The following is a 20,334-nucleotide window of genomic DNA, read 5'->3' as shown; positions in this document are numbered from 1 at the left end:
CGAAAGAAACCGGCCTCCTTATTAGAGAAGACCGGTTTCTTTCGTATTGCCTTCGTCCTGGTACTGTTCGCGTATTTCCAGCAGCTTGGGCAATTGCTCCATGAGCACGTCGACCAGGCGGGGATCGAAGTGGCGGCCGCGCTCTTCGGCAAACAAGCTCAGAATGCGATCGAGCTCCCACGCTTTCTTGTATATGCGATCGCTCCCGAGGGCATCGAATACATCGGCTACGGCTGTAATCCGTCCATAGAGATGGATTTCTTCACCGATCAAGCCATTCGGATATCCGGATCCATCCCATTTCTCATGGTGCTGATAGGCGACGAAGGCCGCTGTCTTCATCAACGCCCGGCCGGAATTCCTCAGCAGATTATAGCCAATTTCGGTATGGCGCTTCATGAAAGAAAACTCATCCTCGGTCAACTTGCCGGGCTTGAGCAAAATCGCATCAGGTATAGCGACTTTGCCGATGTCGTGCATGGGGGAGGCTAGCTTGAGCTGCTCGGCTTCCGCAGCCGATAGTCCGTAACCGATGGCGAGCAAGTAGGAATATTCGGCAAGGCGCTTGACATGATTGCCGGTTTCCTTGGAGCGATTCTCACCGATCTCTCCCATGGCAAGAATGATTTCACGCTGGGTGGCGATGATTTCCTCATGAAGCATAACCGATTCGAGTGATTTGCTGGCATAGGATGCAGCCAGTGTCAGGTGATCGAGGTCAAGCGGTGTAAACGTTTCATCGGGGTGCTGTTTATTAATCGCTTGGTAAGCGCCGATCATGCTGCCGTCATTACCAACGAAAGGGACGGTTATCATCGATTTGGTGCGGTAACCGGTGCGGCGGTCGTTATCAGCGTTGTGGCGGGGATCATTATAGGCGTCCTGGATTAATACCGGCTCGGCGATTGCAATGGTGTGGCCGACGATACCGGAATTCATAGGGATCCGAATTTCATCTACGCCGTGTGCGACGGTGGTGAACAGCTCGTTGTTCACGTGGTCTATCATCCAGACGGTGCAGCGGTCGGCCATGATCATTTCGCGTCCCATGTTCGCCATTAAGTGAAGAACACGGTGCAGGCTTCGCTCATTGGCAATTTTGGCGGTATAATCAAATATAATGCGAAGCAGCTGCTCGGGAGATCGCGCTCCTGAAGCGCTACCGGAGGTTGAAGTAAGGCCATGTTGTTCGCTTTGCACCATTGGACACTCCTTGATTCATGAATGAGCTTGTGACCCTACATATATAATATTCCATAATTCGACATGAATGAACGGGAATCCTCCCTCGCGGAAGGACCGGATGCTGTTTTTTGAAGAGAACCAGAAAGGAGGATCAGCTATGGTTGGATGGATCGAGGATTGGTGGCTGCGGCTTCTGGCCGGCCTTGTTGGCAGCGGGCTCATCGCTTGGGGAGCTTACCGGATGCGCTCCTTATCATTAACGGGAGCGATTGCGGCGATTCTGATGGGGACGGGCTTCGTCACTTTAGGGGAGCCGGTCTGGTTCGGCGTGTTAATTGCCTTCTTCGTCTCATCCTCACTCTGGTCCAAGTGGAAACGCTGGAACAGGCAGAAGCGGCAGGCAGAGACCAACTATGCGAAGAGCGGACGCCGCGATGCCGGGCAAGTATGGGCGAACGGCGGCTTAGGCTTGGCGCTCTGCGCGATGCACGCACTGTGGCCCAATGAGGGCTGGATCTATGCATTCGTTGGCGTCATGGGCGCTGTGAATGCCGATACATGGGCTACTGAGATTGGAGCTCTCAGCCGGCGCGCGCCGCGTGCCTTATTAAGCGGAAAACCTGTGGCCCCCGGGACAAGCGGCGGTGTAACCCTGCTTGGCAGCACTGCGGCTCTAGCCGGGGCAGCTTTTATCGGCGTGGTCGCAGCACTGCTCGTTTGTGCAGAGCAGTCACCTGGGCAGCTGTCAATGGGCGGGCTTATCGCTGCCGCTGCGGTCGCAGGCACAGCCGGCGCGTTCATCGACTCCCTGCTTGGCGCGACTGTTCAAGCGATGTTCCGCTGCCGTGTTTGCGGGAGCGAGACGGAGCGGTCGCATCATTGCGGCGAGAAAGCGAGGCCGATACGCGGGTTTGCATGGATGACCAACGATGCGGTGAATCTGCTTTCGTCTGCGGCAGCCGGTCTGTTGGGTGGGGGAATCGGAATAATAGCGGGAGGTTGAGGATTGGATTGAGGCGCCGCCCGCCTTCAATAAGACTGCTGAAATTCCCGGCTGGGGAGGGAAGCAGTCTTGTTGCTATACAGGGATATGTTTATCCGGTGTGAATTAGGGATGAATTATATGAACATATAGTTGACAGCGTATTCATCGACTAGTATTCTAACTCTGATATAGCGAACTCTAATTTGGATGATTTGTAAAAAGTTGATAGAAAGGAGATTGACCGCCCGTGACGATTCAAACGGCAGCTTCGTTCCCGAATAACGAGCCGATTCTGCGCACAGTCAACGTGAAGAAAGTATTCGGACGGGGCGATGCGGCTGTCACCGCGCTAAAGGATATTAATCTTGAAATCGCCCGCGGATCGATGGTAGCGCTTAAGGGACGCTCCGGTTCAGGAAAGACGACGCTGCTCAATTTGTTGGCCGCGCTGGATCAACCGACGGAAGGCCAGGTGTTTTTTAACGGACTGGAAATTTCCCGATTGACTGAAAAACGGCGCAGTGCATGGAGGCGCTCTCAAATTGGACTGGTCTTTCAGGCCTACGGTCTTGTTCCCTTGATGTCCGCTTACGAGAATGTAGAGTTCGGCCTGCGAATAGCTGAATCCGATAAGAGGTTGAATAAGGAACGCGCTGAACGGGCGCTCGAATGGGTCGGGATGAAGCCGCGTATGAAGCATCGTCCGCCGGAGCTTTCAGGCGGAGAGCAGCAGCGTGTCGCCATCGCAAGGGCGATCGCCCATGAGCCGGTTCTCCTTCTAGCAGACGAGCCGACAGCCGAGCTGGACAGCCGAATGGGGCTTCAGGTTATTAGAGTGTTCAGGGACTTAGTGGAACGGCTTGGTATGACTGTCGTGATGACAACGCATGATCCGGGAATTATGGAAATTGTCGATCACGTCATAGCATTGGAGGATGGGAATATTGTCATACAACCAAACTCGTAAAGGCCATCGTGCTCTGCTCGTGAGTACGATAATCACGATCTCTGCGATGCTTAGCGGATGTTCGCTGCTTCCACAAGGGGAGCAGTCCTTGAAACCGCCGCTCATCAAGCCGGCTCAAGAGAAGATTGACGCCGTGGAGGTTAAGAAGGGGAAGATTGAACGTGTCTTCTTTGGAACCGCAACCATTGCATCCAGCGAGGTAGTCCCCGTGTTCTACAAAGATTCGGGCGGTCGATTGAAAGATGTATATGTGAGGCAAGGTGAGCAGGTCAAAGCGGGCCAGCTGATTGCAGAGCTGGAAACCGGCAATTTAAATATGCAAATCGAGCTGCAGAAGCTGAACGTAGAACGCGTGCAAATCGAGTATAACCGCGCAAGGCGCGCACAAGCGGACGAGAATGAAATTCGTCTGCGGCAAATCGACCTGGAGCGGGAAACGATTTCACTTAATTCCATCCAACAGCAGTATGATGCCGCGCGATTAGTGGCGCCTATCGGGGGAGTCATTACGTTCTTGGACGAGATTCACTCCGGCGATGGTGTAACCGGTTACAGACCGATCGTTAACATTGCCGATCCCAATCAGCTCCATCTCGTATATGAGTCGGAGGATAAGAAGGATATCTCGCCTGTCCAAATTAATATGGATGTCGAAATCACGATCAAGAAAGAGAAGCTGAAGGGAAAAGTGATTCAATCTCCTTCAGGTGCCCCACTCGCGGAAAATCCGGAGCAGGCCGAACGCAATTCGAAGCGGCTCTTGGTAAGTTTTGATCCGGGCAAGCTAGAGGTTGGCATGGGACTAACCGCGGATATCCGGATTGTCCTTGAGAAGCAAGAGGACGTTATTGTCATACCGCGCAGCGGACTGCGTACATATATGGGCCGCAATTATGTGCAGGTGCTTGACGGAGAGCGCCGCAAAGAGGTAGACGTGGAACCTGGAATTATGACGTCAACCGAGGTCGAAATCCGAATGGGTCTTGAGCCTGGCCAGAAGGTTATCTTGAATAATTAATTTCGTCATTGGGTGATGGAAGGGATAAAGAGGTGAAACGATGGCCCTGTGGACGATGATTTTACGGAAGATGGCAAAAAATCGCTGGCTGCAGCTTAATTTATGGCTCGGTTTGACCATTTGCGTAGCTTTGTTCAGCTCGATGCCGCTTTACTCGCACGCGATACTGCAGCGCACGCTGTTCAAGGAGCTGCAGCTGCTGCAGCAGGATAAGCAGATCTATCCCGGGTATGTTCGCGTAGCGACTTCGATTTCCGGCGAGCGGACGGTCGAAGAAACGCAGAAGCTGATCCTTCGAGCCGATAACTATATGAACCAGCTGCCGGAGCGGTTCGGCCTTAGCTCGCAATCCTACATTCTTACCCGCGGCACGCAATCCATCCGGATTCTGCCTGCGGATGCAAGTGAGCGGGAAAAGAAAGAGATGACGCTGAATGCAAGCTTTCGTACGGTTTCGGATCTAGAGAAGCGCGTGCGGCTTGTGGATGGCAGATTCCCGGATCCCAATCGGATGGATGGCGTGTATGAAGCGGCCGTAACCCAGAAGTTTCTAATCGACATGAAGCGCGACTTGAACCATGAATTTGTTTATACGAACAAAGATACGGGCAAGCAGCTTCGCATGCTGCCGGTGGGGTTAATCGAGTCCAATCCCGAGAACCCGTACGATCAATTTAAAGTGGAATCCTTTAATTCATCCTTCTTCATCCCATCGGCCCGGTTCGAACAGGATTTTGTCCAGAACATGGGCATTCTTCGGCTATCCTCTATCGTATGGCAGTATTCGTTGAATTACGAGGAGCTCAAGATCGACGATATTGAATCGTTCATCGCGAATTCGAATGCGCTGTCCGGATACTTCAATATGCGGCTGGGAATCGCTTCGGTCGATGTACCTGCGAAATCGCCGATCGAGAAGTACGGCGAGAAGAAAGAAAAATTGGATTTAATGCTCTGGTCGCTCTATTCGCCGGTCATGTTTATGCTCGTATTTTACTTATATATGGCGGCGAATTTAATTATCGAACGGCAGAAGAATGAGATATCGGTTCTCCGAAGCCGGGGAGCGAGCCGGCTGCAGATTATGCTGGTTTTTGCGGTGGAGAGCATCGTGCTTGGACTGCTTGCCTTGGCTGTCGGTCCGTTTGTAGGCGTCTTCTTCACCAAAGTATTAGGCGCATCGAGTGGCTTCTTGGAGTTTGTCCAACGTTCCTCACTTGAGGTCGTACTGAACAGTACCTCCTACAAAACAGCTATATTGGCGGTTACCGGATCGATTATCCTTATCCTCATTCCTGCTTTCCTCGCGACGCGTACGACGATCGTCGGACATAAGCAGCAGATGGCGCGAGCGAATAAGATGTCATTCTGGCATAAAATGTTTATCGACGTCATATTATTGGGCGTTTCGATTTACCTGCTGTATGGTTTCAACAAACGAATGGATGAGCTTCAGGAGCTTGCGCTCGATCCGAATGCACTTCAGGTCGACCCTCTTTTGTTCTTCTTGCCAGCATTATTCTCGTTGGGCTGCGGCCTATTCGCCCTTCGTGTTTATCCTTGGTTAATCCGGCTGGTCTATTGGATCGGCAGGAAATGGTGGTCTCCTGCGCTGTATTCGTCCCTGCTGCAAATCAGCCGATCATCCTCTCAATATTTGACGATCAAGGTATTTCTGATCATGACGGTCGCGACGGGACTGTTCAGCGCGAATGCGGCCCGGACGATTAACGGAAATATGGAGGATAAGATCCTGTATACAACCGGGGCGGATATGACCATATCCGTTCAATGGGAGAACGATGCGCCTCCGCCTGCTATGGGAGGCGGAATGAGTCCGGCACCGAGCGCGGCTCCGGATGCTGCCGAAGAGCTGATCGTCCCCAAGCGGGTCTCTTACACGGAGCCTCCGTTTATAACGATGACAGAGCTCGCAGGCGTTGAAGCGGCGGCCCGGGTATTCGTTAAGGACAACGTCTCCGTGAGCACGAACGGAGGCAGCGGATCAACGGTGCTGTACGGGATTGACACCTTTGATTTCGGTCAGGTTGCTTGGATGCGGACCGGACTCCTTGACTATCATATCAACAATTATTTGAACCTGATGGCCTCCGATCCGAAGGCCGTTCTCATCTCCCGTTCGCTCTCCAACAGCTTGGGCGTGAAGCCCGGCGACCGCATCGGTGCCAAGTGGAGCGGTTTGGATGAAGCTGGCTTTATCGTCTACGGCATTATTGATTACTGGCCGGGTTGGAGCCCGCTTCCTAAGGCGCGGGGGGCGAAGGAGGAGAGCGATGAGAATGTTATACGGCCCAATCTGGTCGTCGGTCATCTCTCCTACATCCAGAATCACCTGGCGCTTGAGCCCTATGAGGTTTGGGTGAAGCTGAAGGAAGGCACCTCCAGTCAAGTCGTATACGATGATCTGACTCTCAAGAAAATACCCGTTACCGAATTGTCGGACGTGAACGAGCAGTTGATTCGTTCCAAGAACGATCCGTTCCGTCTTGCCATAAATGGTGTCATGACGCTTGGTTTCGTCATATCGATGGCGATCAGCTTCTTCGGCTTTCTGCTATTCTGGGTATTGACGTTATCGGGCAGGACGCTGCAGTACGGGATATTGCGCGCGATGGGCATTTCCTTTATGCAGATTCTAGGGATGCTGTTTAGCGAGCAGATGCTGACGTCGGCCGCTGCCGTTCTGATCGGCGTCTTCATCGGCAATGCGGTGAGCGATATGTTCGTTCCGCTCTTCCAGCTGTCGTTTAACGCATCGGAGCAGGTTCCGCCGTTCGAAATCGTGCGCCAGCTGAGCGACTATGTACAGCTGTACAGCGTCATCGGCACCATGCTCATCATCGGGTTGGCCGTTCTCGGTATGCGGGTATCCCGCATGAAAATATCGCAAGCGCTGAAGCTGGGGGAGGAATAGCCCATGATACACTGCGACGGTCTCGTCAAGATATACAAGTCCGACGATCTCGAAGTTGTTGCGCTCCAGGGGCTTGACCTGCATGTCGAGCCCGGCGAGCTGATGGCGATTATCGGCAACAGCGGCAGCGGGAAGTCGACGCTGCTCAATATGCTTGGCGGTCTGGATAAACCTTCTGCAGGCACATTGACTGTGGATGGGAAGGATCTCCTGAAGTTTTCGGAACGGGATCTGGTGAAATACAAGCGCGAATCCGTCGGCTTCGTCTGGCAGAGCAATTCACGTAACCTGATCCCTTACCTGACGGCACAGGAGAACGTAGAGCTGCCTATTCTGCTAAAGGGACGTCGGAAGAAGCTTCGCGCGCTCGAGTTGCTCGACGCGGTGGGACTAAGCCATCGCGTCAAGAACAGGCTCAGCGAGCTGTCGGGCGGCGAGCAGCAGCGCGTCGCGATCGCTATTGCGCTCGCCAACGAACCGAAGCTGCTGCTGGCAGATGAGCCTACCGGCTCGCTCGATACGAAGATGTCCAATCAAATTCTCGATCTGTTCCGCGAGCTGAACCACAAGATCGGCATCACAATTGTCATCGTGACCCATGATCCCTTGCTTGCGCGCAAGGTGGACCGCGTCGTGGCGATCCGCGATGGGAAGACATCCGCAGAGATGATTCGCCGTCAGTCGTATGCGGAGGAGCTCGCGGCTCTCGAGAGCGGCGTTGGAATTGAGGAAGATACAGAAAGCCATGTCGAGTATGCTGTTATTGACAAAGCGGGCAGACTCCAGATCCCATCATCCTATTTGCAGGCAGACGAGTTTAAAGAAAAGAATAAAGTCCGCGTTGAAATGGAGGAAGGACGAATTGTCCTCTATCCGCCGGAGGAGTAAAGCTAGACAGCAAAGCCGCGTGCCCGGATCGGGTTCGCGGTTTTTGTTAATCTTTTATAGAATCCGAATGTTTCCTGATGCGCTGCTTGTTCGTCTTGTTCAATAGAAGCGGTAGTGGTATAGTGAAGTGATAAGAACTTATGTTCTTATACATAATGCTGGAGGGGGATACATGAACATAAGATGCGGCTGGGTGAATGAGGATCCATTATATATTGCCTACCACGATAAGGAGTGGGGCGTGCCCGTACACGACGATCAGAAGCTGTTCGAGATGATAACGCTGGAAGGCGCACAAGCCGGGTTGAGCTGGTACACCGTGCTCAAGAAACGGGAAACCTACCGGCAAGCGTTCGACGACTTCGACTTTGAGAAGGTTGCGGCGTATGACGATGCGAAAGCGGACGAGCTCCTGCTAAATGAAGGGATTATTCGCAATCGGCTGAAGATTGCCTCGACCATTGGCAACGCTCGTGCATTCATACGCGTCAGAGAAGAGTTCGGCACCTTCGACCGTTATATTTGGAGCTTTGTAGAAGGCAAGCCTATCCGCAATCGCTGGCAAGAGCTGAAGGATGTACCGGCGCAAACCAGCATTTCGGATGCCATGAGCAAGGATCTCAAGAAGCGCGGCTTCAAATTCGTCGGCAGCACGATCTGCTATGCCTTCATGCAGGCGATCGGCATGGTGAACGACCACGTAGAGAGCTGCTTTTGCTATGAGAAGGAGCAATGAACGGGCAAGAAAAAATAAGACCACTTTGTCCGGACATCCATGTCCATGGCAAAGTGGTCTTGTCGTAGTACCCGCGGGCTTCGTTGATAACGAAGCTTGAATATTACTTGGTTAATTGCTCCATCTGGCTGATCAGATCTTCGAAGACGCTCATCGCCTGCTCGATCGGCTCCGGCGTGGACATATCGACGCCGGCCTTCTTCAAGATATTGATGGAGAAGTCGCTTCCGCCGCTCTTCAGGAAGCCCAGATAGCGTTCCACTGCCGGCGCGCCTTCCTCGAGGATTTGCTTCGAGAAGCTGGTCGCTGCCGAGAAGCCCGTCGCATATTTATACACGTAGAAGCTTGTATAGAAGTGCGGAATACGCGCCCATTCCATCTCGATATCTTTGTCCATGGCCATGCCTGGTCCATAGTAGAGGACGTTAAGGTCGTAGTAGATTTTGCTAAGCTCTTGCGGCGTGAGCGAATCGCCGCTCTCGGCCTTCTCATGAATGATTTTCTCGAACTCCGCAAACATGGTTTGACGGAAAACGGTCGTCCGGAATTGGTCGGCATAGTACGTCAGCAAATACATTTTTTCCTTCGCATCTGTGGACTTGTTCAGCATATAATCCATCAGCAGCGCCTCGTTGAGCGTGGAAGCTACTTCGGCCAAGAAGATCGTATACTGTGCGTCACGATAGTCTTGATTACTGTCGGAGTAGTAGGAATGCAGCGCATGGCCCATCTCGTGAGTCAACGTAAACATGCTGTTCAGATTGTCTTTATGGTTCAGCAGCACATAAGGATGGGTGCCGTATGCCCCCCAGCTGTAAGCGCCGCTTCGCTTGCCTTCATTCTCATAAATATCGATCCAGCCGTCGGTGAAGCCCTGCTGCAGTACATTCAAGTAGTCCTCGCCAAGCGGCTTCAGGCTTTCCTTCACTGTCTGTTTGGCCTCTTCGAAACTGATGTCCATCTTATACTCTTCAACAAGCGGCGCAAACAGGTCGTACATATGGAGCTCATCGACCTTCATGAGCTTTTTGCGGAGCTCCATGTAACGGTGCATAAGCGGCAGGTATTTGTGAATCGTATCGATTAGATTGGTATACACGCTCTTCGGGATATTGTCGCCGTATAACGACATCTCCAGGGCAGACGGATACTTGCGTGCGCGGGAGTAAAATATATTTTTCGTCACATTGGCGTTTAACGTAGATGCGATCGTATTCTTAAGCTTACCGTATGTTTCATACATGGCCTTGAATGCGGCGCTCCGTACATCGCGGTCCTTGCTCTCCAGAAACTGTATGTAGCGGCCGTGAGTCAGCTCGACTTCCTCGCCGTTCTCGTCCTTCACCTTCGGAAATTTCATATCGGCATTGTTTAACATGCTGTAAACCGTGCTTGCGGATTGGCTAATATTGCCTACCTGCGCGAGCAGGGCTTCTTCCGCTTTGGACAGCACGTGGGCTTTCTGGCGGCGCATCTCTTCCAGGGTTTGGCGGTACTTGGCCAGCTCCGGATTCGTTATGAACGATTCCAGATCTGTATCGGACAAGCTGAGCACTTCAGGCGTTACAAAGGATAGGGCTTCACCTGTTTCGACGGACAGCTTCTTGGATTTATCGGAGAGGGCCTGATAGGTAGGGTCGGCCATATCCTCGTGGTGCTTCATATTGGCATACACATACAGCCGTTCAACGTGAAGGGACAGGTCGTCTTCAAGCTCGAAGCAAGCCTTCAGTTGATTCGGGTCTGCCAGCTTACCTTGGAATGCGGCAACCTGCTTCATCTGTTCCTTCGCTTCTGCAAACTCTTTGTCCCAAGCGGACTGGCTGGCGAACAAATCTTCCAGCTTCCAGCTGTGCTCAGCAGCGGTTTCGGATCGTTTCGGTAATTGATTCATCGGTATCCTCCTCGGTTGATATATAGTGGATGAGGCCGCTGCGGCAGATGTCGCCTTGTGATTCGGTAGCAGAGCAGCGCTTGGCAGCAGGGACAGGGACAAAAGAAGGGAAAGCCATTTCAAAATGGAATCACGCTCCAATTTTAGATTTGCCCCTAGTTTGACCCGGTTACGTCCTCATTATGACCCCATAGTTGCCAAACTGTAAACAATAAGGAAAAAAGCGAATGCAATGAACACGATGGAAGAAAGCGCGATCCATCTGCGCAAATGCACAGGAACTCTGTCTCGCTGCATGATGACGATGACGCCAAGGGCAAACGAGGAGATGATAAAAATAATAGTAGCAGTTGTATCCAACGGACTTTTACGCTCCCTCCGCAAAACCTATGCAGGTCCTGTACTTCTTATGTTCGCTGTTTGGATGATTATTCCTGCTTTAAGGCGCGCTTATATAGCTCGGAAACCTTCCATAATGGATTGCAGTTCTTCTTCGCGGCCGACAAAGTCCTGTGGACGGAAGCGGTTCTCTGCCCAGTGGAGCATCTGCGGTCGGCTTACGAACGTATGGCATTCCTCGCCCCATTGATCGGAGATTTCCCGTACGATCAACGTTTTACCTTGTACCTCGACGGTAAGCATATTGTATTTGTCGGTTTTATAAATTTGATGCTTCTTGAACATTTGATTTTGACCTCCATTTATCGTTCATCATATCCTTACAATCATAGCGATAAGAGGGGGTAGAAATCAACTTGATCCTATGTTAAAATGTGGAAATCCCAGTTAGGCATACATATATTAGCGCTACGGGGGAGCCATTCGGATTCGCAGAAGGCTGGAATGGAGAAGAGCTGAGACGAGCGGAGGAGAGAGTGCGATGAAACGAGCGTACGAGCAAATTGGTGTGGCAATGACATGCCGGAGTTATGAAGAGTATGTAAGAATGTTCAATCTTCTGGAGGATGAGCTAGCGCAGGGGGAGACGCTGGATATCGCGGGCGGCGGTTCGTCGTTTACGGCGGAGGCCAGAGAGCGAGGATATGCGGCATATGCTGTAGACCCCAGATACAAGGGGGACTTCGAGCACTGGATTGCAGAAGCTGAAGCGGAGATCGAGACGTCAACTAGGAAGCTGGCCGGTCTTACAGAGCATTACGACTGGACGTATTACGGTGATTTAGAGCGGCACCGCGCCGGCAGAGAGGCTTCGCTCCAGCGATTCGCCTCGCATGCTGCTGACATAAGAGGGCGTGAATGTTATATCCCGGGCGGTTTACCCAAGCTTCCGTTCGAAGACGGCCGGTTCGATCTTGTGCTCTGCAGCCATTTTCTATTTCTATATGCCGATCAATTCAATGAACAATTCCATTTGGATTCCGTGCGCGAGATGATGCGGGTGAGCCGCGGAACCGTCCTTATCTACCCATTAATTTCACTTAGGCTGGATCCATATCCGCAGATGGAACATATAATGGAGGAGATCCGCAAGCATGGCGGCCGACCGGAGTTATTCCAAAGCCGGCTGCCCTTTATTCCAGGTTCCATACACGGATTGAAAATAAAGCTTTAATTGCAATTAATACCCAGTAGTTGTATAATTGGGATACTCGTCGTTCAACGGCGGTTATTTTAGGAGGTTGTTCATTTGAAAGGAACAGTTAAGTGGTTTAATGCAGAGAAAGGCTACGGCTTTATCCAAGTAGAGAACGGAGAAGACGTATTCGTTCATTACTCTGCTATTCAAGGCGATGGTTTCAAGTCCTTGGATGAAGGTCAAGCGGTTGAATTTGATATTACTCAAGGTAACCGCGGAGCACAAGCAGCTAACGTCACGAAGTTGTAAGAGCACGGTTAGACCGATCAATCTTATAAACAAGTGTAGTAGCGCATATAAAATCCCCGACATGTCGGGGATTTTTTTTATGCCCATATCTCGATATTTTCGCATTCCCAGGGTTGTGATAAGATGATGGACAAATCGTGCATTCGCTAAGGAGGTGGGCTCCTTTGACCAAATATCCGACGAATGAAATCAGTCTTACGCAGGAGACGGTCCCCTTTCCTATTGTTATGCATTTGACAACGGGACAGTTAACCGCCGTTCTTCCGCATCACCATCAATTTTATGAAATATCCTTCTATGTTCAGGGCAGCGCGTTAGATGTGGTCGATGGGCAGATAATTAAGGCTTCGCGGGGAACGGTCATCTGCAAGCTGCCTCACCGGATTCACGAAACAAGGATCGTAGAAAGGCAGCCCTACACCAAATTCAGTCTGATGTTTGATATGGACATCTTATTGGAATCCGGGATGGAATATGAACTGAAGCGTTATTTTTACTTTGGTTCCGGCCGGGAGCAACATACCAGCTTTCAATTAAATAAGACCGAGACCGATCTGGTGGAACGGTTGTTTCATGAAATACTCAAGGACTTTGAATCGGACCGGCTGTTCAGACACGCTTATATCCGCTCGAAGCTGGTTGAGATTCTTATCGAACTGGCAAGAAGCCAAGGCCGCGATCGAGGGAAGGACTCCAGGGCGGAGCCTCTAAACTACTCGAATATAGGATTGCTAGGAAGCAAGATAACGCAGGTGCTTCATTATATAAACAGCCATTTTCTAATGGATATGTCCTTGGGCGGATTATCGCAGCAGTTCGATGTCAGCACTCCCTACCTAAGCAAAATGATCAAAAAAATAACCGGCATGACGTTTACGGATTATTTGCATGAGCTAAGGATTGAAATGGCATGCAGCTTACTGGTTTCCACCCGGATGAACATTCTGGAGGTTTCCGGGGAAGCCGGATACAGCTCCTTTAAAACCTTTTCCCGTGTATTTCTCCGGAAGAAGGGGATGTCGCCGTCCAAATATCGCAGCAAACAACACGAGTCTGATTCTACGGCCGGACTATAGCAGGAGCAGACTAAATATTGAGACGATACCGATAACATTTGACCTGATCGGAAGCCGGTTATCCCTTACAATCTACGTATCAAATCGGATTGCGAGGAGACGTAGACATGAGTGCACATGATAAATTAGCTCTATTCGGAGGCCATCCGGCCGTCAGGTCAGACCATTATGAGATGTTCAAATGGCCGATCGTGACCGAGGAGGATGAAGCCGCTGTTCTCGCTGTACTCCGCAGCGGAAACATGTCGGGTACCGATGTAACGCTGCAGTTTGAGCAAGAGTTTGCAGATTGGCTCAAGATGGATTTTGCGCTGGCCTTCAATACGGGTACGGCTTCGATCCATGCAGCCATGTATGCCTGCAAGATCGGCGTCGGGGATGAAATTATATGTCCAAGCCTGACCTACTGGGCAACCGCACTGCAGGTATTTTCCCTGGGAGGCACACCCGTATTTGCCGATGTGGAAGCGGATTCACTGGGCTTGGATCCCGATGATATCGAGCATCGCATTACGGAACGAACGAAAGCGATCGTCGTGGTTCATTATATGGGCTATCCGGCCGATATGGATCGGATTATGGAAATAGCGCGGAGGCATAACCTGAAAGTTATCGAGGATGTTTCTCATGCTCAGGGCGGATTGTATAAGGGGCGCAAGCTTGGGACAATCGGCGATGTCGGCGCGATGTCACTCATGACCGGCAAGTCGTTTGCGATTGGCGAAGGAGGGATTCTGGTCACCAATGATCGCGAGATCTATGAACGGGCAATTGCCTTCGGCCACTATGAAAGATATGGCGCCCATATCGTTTCGGAGGAGCTGAAGCCCTTTGCGGGATTGCCGCTAGGGGGGTACAAGTTCAGGATGCATCAGATGAGCTCCGCGGTAGGAAGGGTGCAGCTGAAGCATTATGAACAGCGTATTGCGCAGATTGATAAGGCGATGAATTATTTCTGGGATCAGCTGGAGGACTTGCCGGGCATTCGCGCACATCGGCCGTCAAGCGGCTCGGGCAGCAGCATGGGAGGCTGGTACAGCCCGCATGGTTTCTACGTCAGCGATGAATTAGGAGGCTTGTCCATCACACGCTTCTGCGAAGCGCTTCAAGCAGAAGGGGCGGCCGGCTGCTATCCGGGATGCAATCTCCCTCTTCATCAGCACCCTATATTCCATGATGCCGATCTATACGGACACGGCAAACCGACGCGGATCGCGAATTCTGCCAGAGATGTCAGATTCGAAGCGGGAAGTCTGGATGTAACCGAGCATGTGAATGTCCGCGTATTCGCGATTCCTTGGTTCAAGCATGACAAAGCGAGCATTATCGATGAATATGTACAGGCGTTTCGCAAGGTGATCGGTCACTATCAGGAGCTCCTGGAGATGGATCCAGGCAATCCGCAGCAGATGGGGAAATGGAACTTATCCTCCGCTGTCATTTCGAATCGCCACTAAATGATGACAGGAGGGATCTTATCTGATGAAGTTGATGCTCGGTACCGCCAAACTGGATATTACACCGCCTTTTTCTGTTCCGCTTGCGGGCTTTTCGGATCGCAGGGATGTATATGAGGAGGTAGCAAGGCCCTTGTATGTACGGGTATGGCTATTTGAACAGCAAGCAAGCGATGGAAGGCAGAAGCGTCAAGCGCTGGTTGTTCAAGCCGATCTTATTACTTGGGGCTCCAGGCATGTAGACGTGTTGAAAAGCAGCATTCAAGCGCAGTGGGGAATTGCTCCGGAGCATGTATTCTTTCACGCTTCCCATACGCATGGCGGGCCTCAAACGACGGATGAATTCAGTCCGCTTGTTGGTGTAATGTCCGCTGAGTATATCCCCTTCTTGGAACGCGCGGTAGAACAGGCGATTGCAGCTGCGCATGCCAATCTGGAGGCTGTAACGCTGGAGAAGGGAACCGGTATTTGCGAAGGGATTGGGATTAACCGCCGCAGGATTGCGCATGGTACTGTTGAGTTTGCGCCCAACCCGGAGGGCGCGAGCGATGACGAGGTTACGGTAATCCGATGCTTGACGGAGGACGGCAGAATGAAAGGTCTGTTGTTCCACTTCACCTGCCACCCGACCACTACAGGCGCTAACCGGGTCACATCGGAATTCTGCGGAGCGACTATGGAGCTGCTGGACCGTGAATGGGGCGAGGGGGTGAGCTGTTTTCTTCAGGGCTTCTGCGGGGATATTCGCCCTGCCTTGAGCAAGGACGGAGCGTTCTATCGCGGAGACGAAGAAGACATCGCCAGATCCGGAGCCTTACTCGCTGAGGCGGTCCAGAGCATCTTGAACAGCCCGATGACGCGGCTGGAACCGGCCATCATTGAAGGATGGGTTGCACAAGTGGAGCTGCCGTTCCGGCCACTGCCCTTCGGAGGATACGGTACAGAGGAAGGCGAGCTCGTGGATGCATGGAAAGCCATGCTTCTAGCCGATTCACTCCCGCATAAGGACAGTGCCGCTCTGAAGGTACAGCTGCTCAAGCTTGCTGACGGGCTCTCTTTCCTGGGAATGAATGGAGAGATGGTGGTGGAATACGGACTATGGGTCAAGCGTATGGCTGCCGGAAAGATACTGCCGCTTGGCTACAGCAACGGAATGATTGGTTATGTTCCTACAGCGGCGCAGATCGAGGAAGGCGGCTATGAAAGCGTCAGCTCCGGTTATGTGTTCGGGTATCCGGCCCCCTTTGCATCCGATGTTGAATCCCGTATTAAAGGAGTGCTGCACGGAATGATTCTACATGCATAAGAATGATGGATACAGGTCCGACAAGCGATTGATCCCGTTTCAAGGTTATCGGGCAGTGAATGATTCGTACAAGGGTTGCCGTATATGCGGCAATCCTTTTTATGCTTTGACCCGTCCTTGCCGATAATGTTAAAATATAAGGTGCAAATGACATGTCAGGGGAGCGATACGAAGATGAAGTTTAAGTTATTTAAAGATCGCAAAGGTAAAGCCGACCAGGCTAAAAATAATAAATTCGTGAAGCTTGCACGCGAAATTTATGTCCATGCGAAGAGAGGCGGCCCGAATCCGGAAGCCAACTTTGCGCTGAAGACGGCGATCACAGCTGCGCGCGCAGAGCAGATGCCAGTCGACAATATCGAGCGTGCCATTAAGAAGGCGGTCGGAAACGCGGATAATGTGGAGTATGAAGAGATCATGTATGAGGGCTACGGACCGGGCGGTGTGGCCATTATGGTGAAATGCCTGACGGATAACCGTAACCGGACGGCTGCGGACGTACGTTCGATATTCAATAAACGTAGCGGCAATATGGGAGAGAGCGGCTGTGTATCCTATATGTTCGATGAGAAGGGGCTGCTCGTCATCGACCGCGAGGATAACGAGACTGACGAGGATACGATGATCATGCAGGCATTGGAATCCGGAGCGGAAGATGTCATTGTCAACGAAGACAGCTTCGAGATTATTACCCATCCGCATGAATTCGAGCAGGTCAAGAATGCGCTGGAGAAGGAAGGGTTCGCATTCACGACTGCAGGCGTGCGGTGGCTGCCGCAAACTTCAGTGACGGCTGAAGGGGAGAATGCGGATAAGCTAAGCAAGATGATGGACGCATTCGACGATAATGACGATGTTCAAGACGTATATGTTAATTTCGAGATTGTCGAAGAATAGACGAGCTATACTGCCAGAAACAACAAAGACACCCGGATGCGAACGGGTGTCTTTGTTTGTAGAATGAGGACCGCAGCAGGAAGGCGCTGGCAGGACCTGTTTATAGCAGCGTGTCTTTGGGGGGACGGCTGAGAAAATGCTTGGCCATAAATCCAGCCGAAGCGACGAGAGCCAATACCATGGCTAACTGAAAGAATGCGCCCCTGCCAAAATGCTCGTAGATGCTTCCGCCGACCGTTCCGCTTACGATTCCGGCAAATCCGGACCATACGACGGCATATACGGCTTGTCCGGAAGCACGGTATTCATCCGGAATGACAGTTGAAATATACCGGAGGGCCGTTGCGAAATAAATAGCGAACGTTACGCTATGCATCAATTGGATAGGGATTACCCACATCGGCGATGTAATATGGCCGATAAGCCAGAAGCGGACGGCATACATCAGACTGGCGATCGCAAGCAGCGGCAGTTCCTTAAATTTATGCCCGTATTTGCCGAGCAGGAATAGTATCGGGATTTCGCTTGTTGCCGATATCAGCCATGCAATGCCGACTAGTGAATCGCTGGCGCCCATCTGACGGAGAGTTACCGCAAGGAAGCCTTCGTACATCCGGTGTGCGATGGAGATAATCAGCACGAATACGAAGAAGGTGACGATTTCCGGCTTGCGGATCAGCTTGAAGAACCCGCCGAATTCCATTTTGCGCAAGGAGCCTTGATAATCCCTGAGCTTGAAGGATAACAAAAGCGTAACCAAAATAGTGAATGCGCATATAATCAATGTTGCCGATGAACCGGTTTGCCTAAGCAGCTGTCCGAATACGAAAGCGGCTGAGGCGAATCCGAGAGAGCCGAATATGCGAACAAGCGCATATGGGGTTCCCGTGTATTGGCTGGATAGCAGAATGAGACTATCGGTTAGCGGGTTCATGGGCTGTTGAAAGAAGTAGAACGCGGTCATAATGAAGCATACCGCAATAAACGAATCCGTCGTAAATAGGAACGATACCATGACGAGCTGTCCGAACAACAGCAGGATCATTATTTTTTTGATGGTGCGATACCTGTCACTGGCTATACCGAGTATCAAATTGGCAAAGATTGAGATGAAGGGTCCTGTTGAGTATAGAATGCCGATTTGCGATTCCGTGTAGCCTTGATCGAGAAAGTAGAGCGGGAAATAGGAAACGACCATTGCCATCGTCATATAAGAGCTGAAGGTAAACGTTCGAAGAACGGTCGTCTCTTTCCCGGCAGTTGTTGAAGCGGAAGAATTCGCCGCTGTTGATGCTTCCATGCTGATGAATCACTCCATATCTGTTACTTTTCCGGCGATTGCCCGGTTGATTCGGCTGCCGCGCTTGATTGCAAAAGCCACGAAAGCACATTCCGCGGCAACCCCAATGGATTGGGCCCAGGCACCAATCGTACCGTTCCAGCCGGGGGAGAGGAATACGAGCAGCAGCATCGTCGAAACGGTGAAGAAAAGATTGGCGCTCTGCGAACCAAGCATAACGCGTGTATGGCCCCGCACCATAATAATGCCATTGAACGCATCCAGCCAAGGCGTTGCCAGAGCGAATAAGAAGAACGCTCTCAGCGCGCTTAAGCTCTCGCTCTTCAGGCGTCCTTGCACTCCCATGATATCTTCGAGAATGAAGCCTCCGACAGGCGTGAATGCGAGAAGACCAATAAGGATAGACGGTATGAAGCCGAATGCGAGCGTGAAGCGCTTGACGGCCGCGCGGTCGATCTTATAGAAATTGAGCACGATTTGGTGGAAGTAGCTGAAGAAACTAACGACCAGACCAACGAGACTGGCTGCGAGGGCGAAGGATGCGATCGATAGAGAGGCATCGGTTGTTTTGCCCAGCAGCGCATTAATGGAAGGCCCGATCCAGACGGCAATGAGCGTCGACAGCAGCATGGGACGGTAGAAGGAGAACACCTGCTTACCCGTCTCGATCTGGTGAGCAGGTTCCTTATCGGGCATCCGCTTCACAAGCAGCCGGCCCTCCGTGAAGCTAATCGCCGCTTCGATGATCATACCGAAGAGAAAGATGTACGCGCCAACCGTACCGCTATCGACTCCTGTATGTATGAAGTATCGAGAGAGCAGATACATCCCGATAAGCCTTACGGCCATGCCGATGGTGAGCCATTTTGTGCGCAAATTATAGATGATGACGCCTTGGTATAGACAGCGGATACCGGAGAAGAAGCTGACGAACATCAGAACTTGATAGACGTCGATCACATCCGGTACGAGCGGCAGGCTTACACCGAATGGCCCGGAGAAGATCCACTCGCCAAGCGGGGTGTAGCATATGAATAAGCCAAGCGCCATGATTGCGGTGAACACGAGTTGTCCCACTCGCAGCATCGCGCGAAACGAACGTTTATCCCGAACGAGGGCGGAGCAGGTTTGCCGGAGCAGAACGGCTGGCTTCTCCGTAATTACGAGAAGACTCATCGCAATCGCATAGCTGGCAATGATTCGCTCCGGATCTTCCCCGCGGGACAAGGTGCTGTTAATGATGACATGGGAGATGGTAACGAGAGTTGCCGATATGCCAAGCGGAAGAAAGAACGACCACAGCCGTCTCATCGTCACCGTATTGGGCTGTTGAATCATTTGCTGATACTCCTTTAATGGTATGTACATCAGTATAGCATGGAAAAGCACGGAGTACGGATGATCTTTTCGTGAGTGGCTAAAGTTTTTCCAATCATTACGAGGCTATTAGAGCGGCGCGAACATGTTTTCGAACTAGATTTGTACGGTCTGAAATGGTACATTAATTCGGTGGAGGTTTATCGCGTGAACTCTTTATTCGTTTATAATGAACGGCTTGGTATCGCGATTCCGGAGCTTACCCGGGAATGGGCGTGTTACACCGAAGATGAACGTGCTTCCATAGTCGGTCGATGGGAAATTATACGGGGAACGATACCGGATCAGGTTATTCGGTTTGAGCGGATCATTAATGAGAAGCAGGCCATGCTGTTCGAAGAAGAAGACTTCGAGGCATCCTGCACGTTGAATTGGGACATTGCCGATCTAGCAAGCCGGATCAACGATTTGCATATTTGGTACCGCATCAATCAAGAGATTGAGCCGCGGCGCCATTCTTAGGCGGA

The 20,334-nt window shown here is 51.5% G+C and carries 18 protein-coding genes; 13 read left to right on the top strand and 5 right to left on the bottom strand.

The window, feature by feature from the left end; genetic code table 11:
- Nucleotides 1-21: 21 nt before the first annotated feature.
- Entirely contained in the window at nucleotides 22-1,203 is a 1,182-nt protein-coding gene (locus NNL21_RS07390; protein WP_204822644.1) for an HD domain-containing phosphohydrolase, read from the bottom strand.
- Nucleotides 1,204-1,342: 139 nt separating this feature from the next.
- On the opposite strand from NNL21_RS07390, the gene NNL21_RS07385 reads away from it, so the two are divergent.
- From NNL21_RS07385 to NNL21_RS07360, 6 genes are all read left to right on the top strand, one after another.
- Nucleotides 1,343-2,188: a DUF92 domain-containing protein gene (locus NNL21_RS07385; protein ID WP_204822645.1), complete on the top strand. Its 846-nt coding sequence runs from the start codon at nucleotides 1,343-1,345 to the stop codon at nucleotides 2,186-2,188.
- 235 nt (nucleotides 2,189-2,423) lie between these two features.
- Nucleotides 2,424-3,137: an ABC transporter ATP-binding protein gene (locus NNL21_RS07380; protein WP_204822681.1), complete on the top strand. Its 714-nt coding sequence runs from the start codon at nucleotides 2,424-2,426 to the stop codon at nucleotides 3,135-3,137.
- Entirely contained in the window at nucleotides 3,115-4,155 is a 1,041-nt protein-coding gene (locus NNL21_RS07375; protein ID WP_204822646.1) for an efflux RND transporter periplasmic adaptor subunit, read from the top strand. Before NNL21_RS07380 ends, NNL21_RS07375 begins: the two co-directional genes overlap by 23 nt.
- Nucleotides 4,156-4,195: 40 nt before the next feature.
- A complete protein-coding gene (locus tag NNL21_RS07370; RefSeq protein ID WP_204822647.1) occupies nucleotides 4,196-7,090 on the top strand; it encodes an ABC transporter permease in 2,895 nt (964 codons plus the stop codon).
- Between the two features lie 3 nt (nucleotides 7,091-7,093).
- A complete protein-coding gene (locus tag NNL21_RS07365) occupies nucleotides 7,094-7,978 on the top strand; it encodes an ABC transporter ATP-binding protein (protein ID WP_204822648.1) in 885 nt (294 codons plus the stop codon).
- A gap of 172 nt (nucleotides 7,979-8,150) precedes the next feature.
- Nucleotides 8,151-8,714: a DNA-3-methyladenine glycosylase I gene (locus tag NNL21_RS07360; RefSeq protein ID WP_204822649.1), complete on the top strand. Its 564-nt coding sequence runs from the start codon at nucleotides 8,151-8,153 to the stop codon at nucleotides 8,712-8,714.
- 103 nt (nucleotides 8,715-8,817) lie between these two features.
- Here the strand turns inward: NNL21_RS07360 and pepF are convergent, their stop codons facing one another.
- A complete protein-coding gene (pepF, locus tag NNL21_RS07355) occupies nucleotides 8,818-10,608 on the bottom strand; it encodes an oligoendopeptidase F (protein WP_204822650.1) in 1,791 nt (596 codons plus the stop codon).
- 450 nt (nucleotides 10,609-11,058) lie between these two features.
- Complete coding sequence (locus NNL21_RS07350; RefSeq protein ID WP_204822651.1) at nucleotides 11,059-11,292, bottom strand: hypothetical protein; 234 nt, start codon at nucleotides 11,290-11,292, stop codon at nucleotides 11,059-11,061.
- Between the two features lie 196 nt (nucleotides 11,293-11,488).
- Between NNL21_RS07350 and NNL21_RS07345 the strand changes: the two genes are divergently transcribed.
- The 6 genes from NNL21_RS07345 to NNL21_RS07320 all read left to right on the top strand — a co-directional run bounded on the left by NNL21_RS07345 (nucleotide 11,489) and on the right by NNL21_RS07320 (nucleotide 17,190).
- Nucleotides 11,489-12,181 carry a class I SAM-dependent methyltransferase gene (locus tag NNL21_RS07345; RefSeq protein WP_204822652.1) on the top strand — a complete coding sequence of 231 codons (693 nt, stop codon included), beginning with the start codon at nucleotides 11,489-11,491 and terminating at the stop codon, nucleotides 12,179-12,181.
- A 75-nt stretch (nucleotides 12,182-12,256) separates the two neighbouring features.
- Complete coding sequence (locus tag NNL21_RS07340) at nucleotides 12,257-12,454, top strand: cold shock domain-containing protein (protein WP_204822653.1); 198 nt, start codon at nucleotides 12,257-12,259, stop codon at nucleotides 12,452-12,454.
- A gap of 164 nt (nucleotides 12,455-12,618) precedes the next feature.
- Nucleotides 12,619-13,530, top strand: a complete 912-nt coding sequence (locus NNL21_RS07335; RefSeq protein WP_204822654.1) for an AraC family transcriptional regulator — start codon at nucleotides 12,619-12,621, stop codon at nucleotides 13,528-13,530.
- 107 nt (nucleotides 13,531-13,637) lie between these two features.
- A complete protein-coding gene (locus NNL21_RS07330; RefSeq protein ID WP_204822655.1) occupies nucleotides 13,638-14,987 on the top strand; it encodes a DegT/DnrJ/EryC1/StrS family aminotransferase in 1,350 nt (449 codons plus the stop codon).
- Nucleotides 14,988-15,012: 25 nt separating this feature from the next.
- Complete coding sequence (locus NNL21_RS07325) at nucleotides 15,013-16,293, top strand: neutral/alkaline non-lysosomal ceramidase N-terminal domain-containing protein (protein WP_204822656.1); 1,281 nt, start codon at nucleotides 15,013-15,015, stop codon at nucleotides 16,291-16,293.
- Nucleotides 16,294-16,467: 174 nt separating this feature from the next.
- Complete coding sequence (locus tag NNL21_RS07320; protein WP_204822657.1) at nucleotides 16,468-17,190, top strand: YebC/PmpR family DNA-binding transcriptional regulator; 723 nt, start codon at nucleotides 16,468-16,470, stop codon at nucleotides 17,188-17,190.
- 100 nt (nucleotides 17,191-17,290) lie between these two features.
- Here NNL21_RS07320 and NNL21_RS07315 read toward each other — a convergent pair whose 3' ends face one another.
- Nucleotides 17,291-18,490, bottom strand: coding sequence for an MFS transporter (locus NNL21_RS07315; protein ID WP_204822658.1), 1,200 nt, complete (start codon nucleotides 18,488-18,490; stop codon nucleotides 17,291-17,293).
- Nucleotides 18,491-18,499: 9 nt separating this feature from the next.
- On the bottom strand, nucleotides 18,500-19,828 hold the full coding sequence (locus tag NNL21_RS07310; RefSeq protein WP_204822659.1) for a multi antimicrobial extrusion protein MatE: 1,329 nt from the start codon (nucleotides 19,826-19,828) through the stop codon (nucleotides 18,500-18,502).
- 186 nt (nucleotides 19,829-20,014) lie between these two features.
- Between NNL21_RS07310 and NNL21_RS07305 the strand changes: the two genes are divergently transcribed.
- Entirely contained in the window at nucleotides 20,015-20,329 is a 315-nt protein-coding gene (locus NNL21_RS07305) for a hypothetical protein (protein ID WP_204822660.1), read from the top strand.
- Nucleotides 20,330-20,334: the final 5 nt, after the last annotated feature.

It is taken from the genome of Paenibacillus mendelii, assembly GCF_024498075.1.
Classification (GTDB): Bacteria; Bacillota; Bacilli; order Paenibacillales; family Paenibacillaceae; genus Paenibacillus_Z; species Paenibacillus_Z mendelii.
The sequence above is the reverse complement of the archived record's forward strand: the minus strand, read 5'-3'. Positions and strand labels throughout refer to the sequence as shown.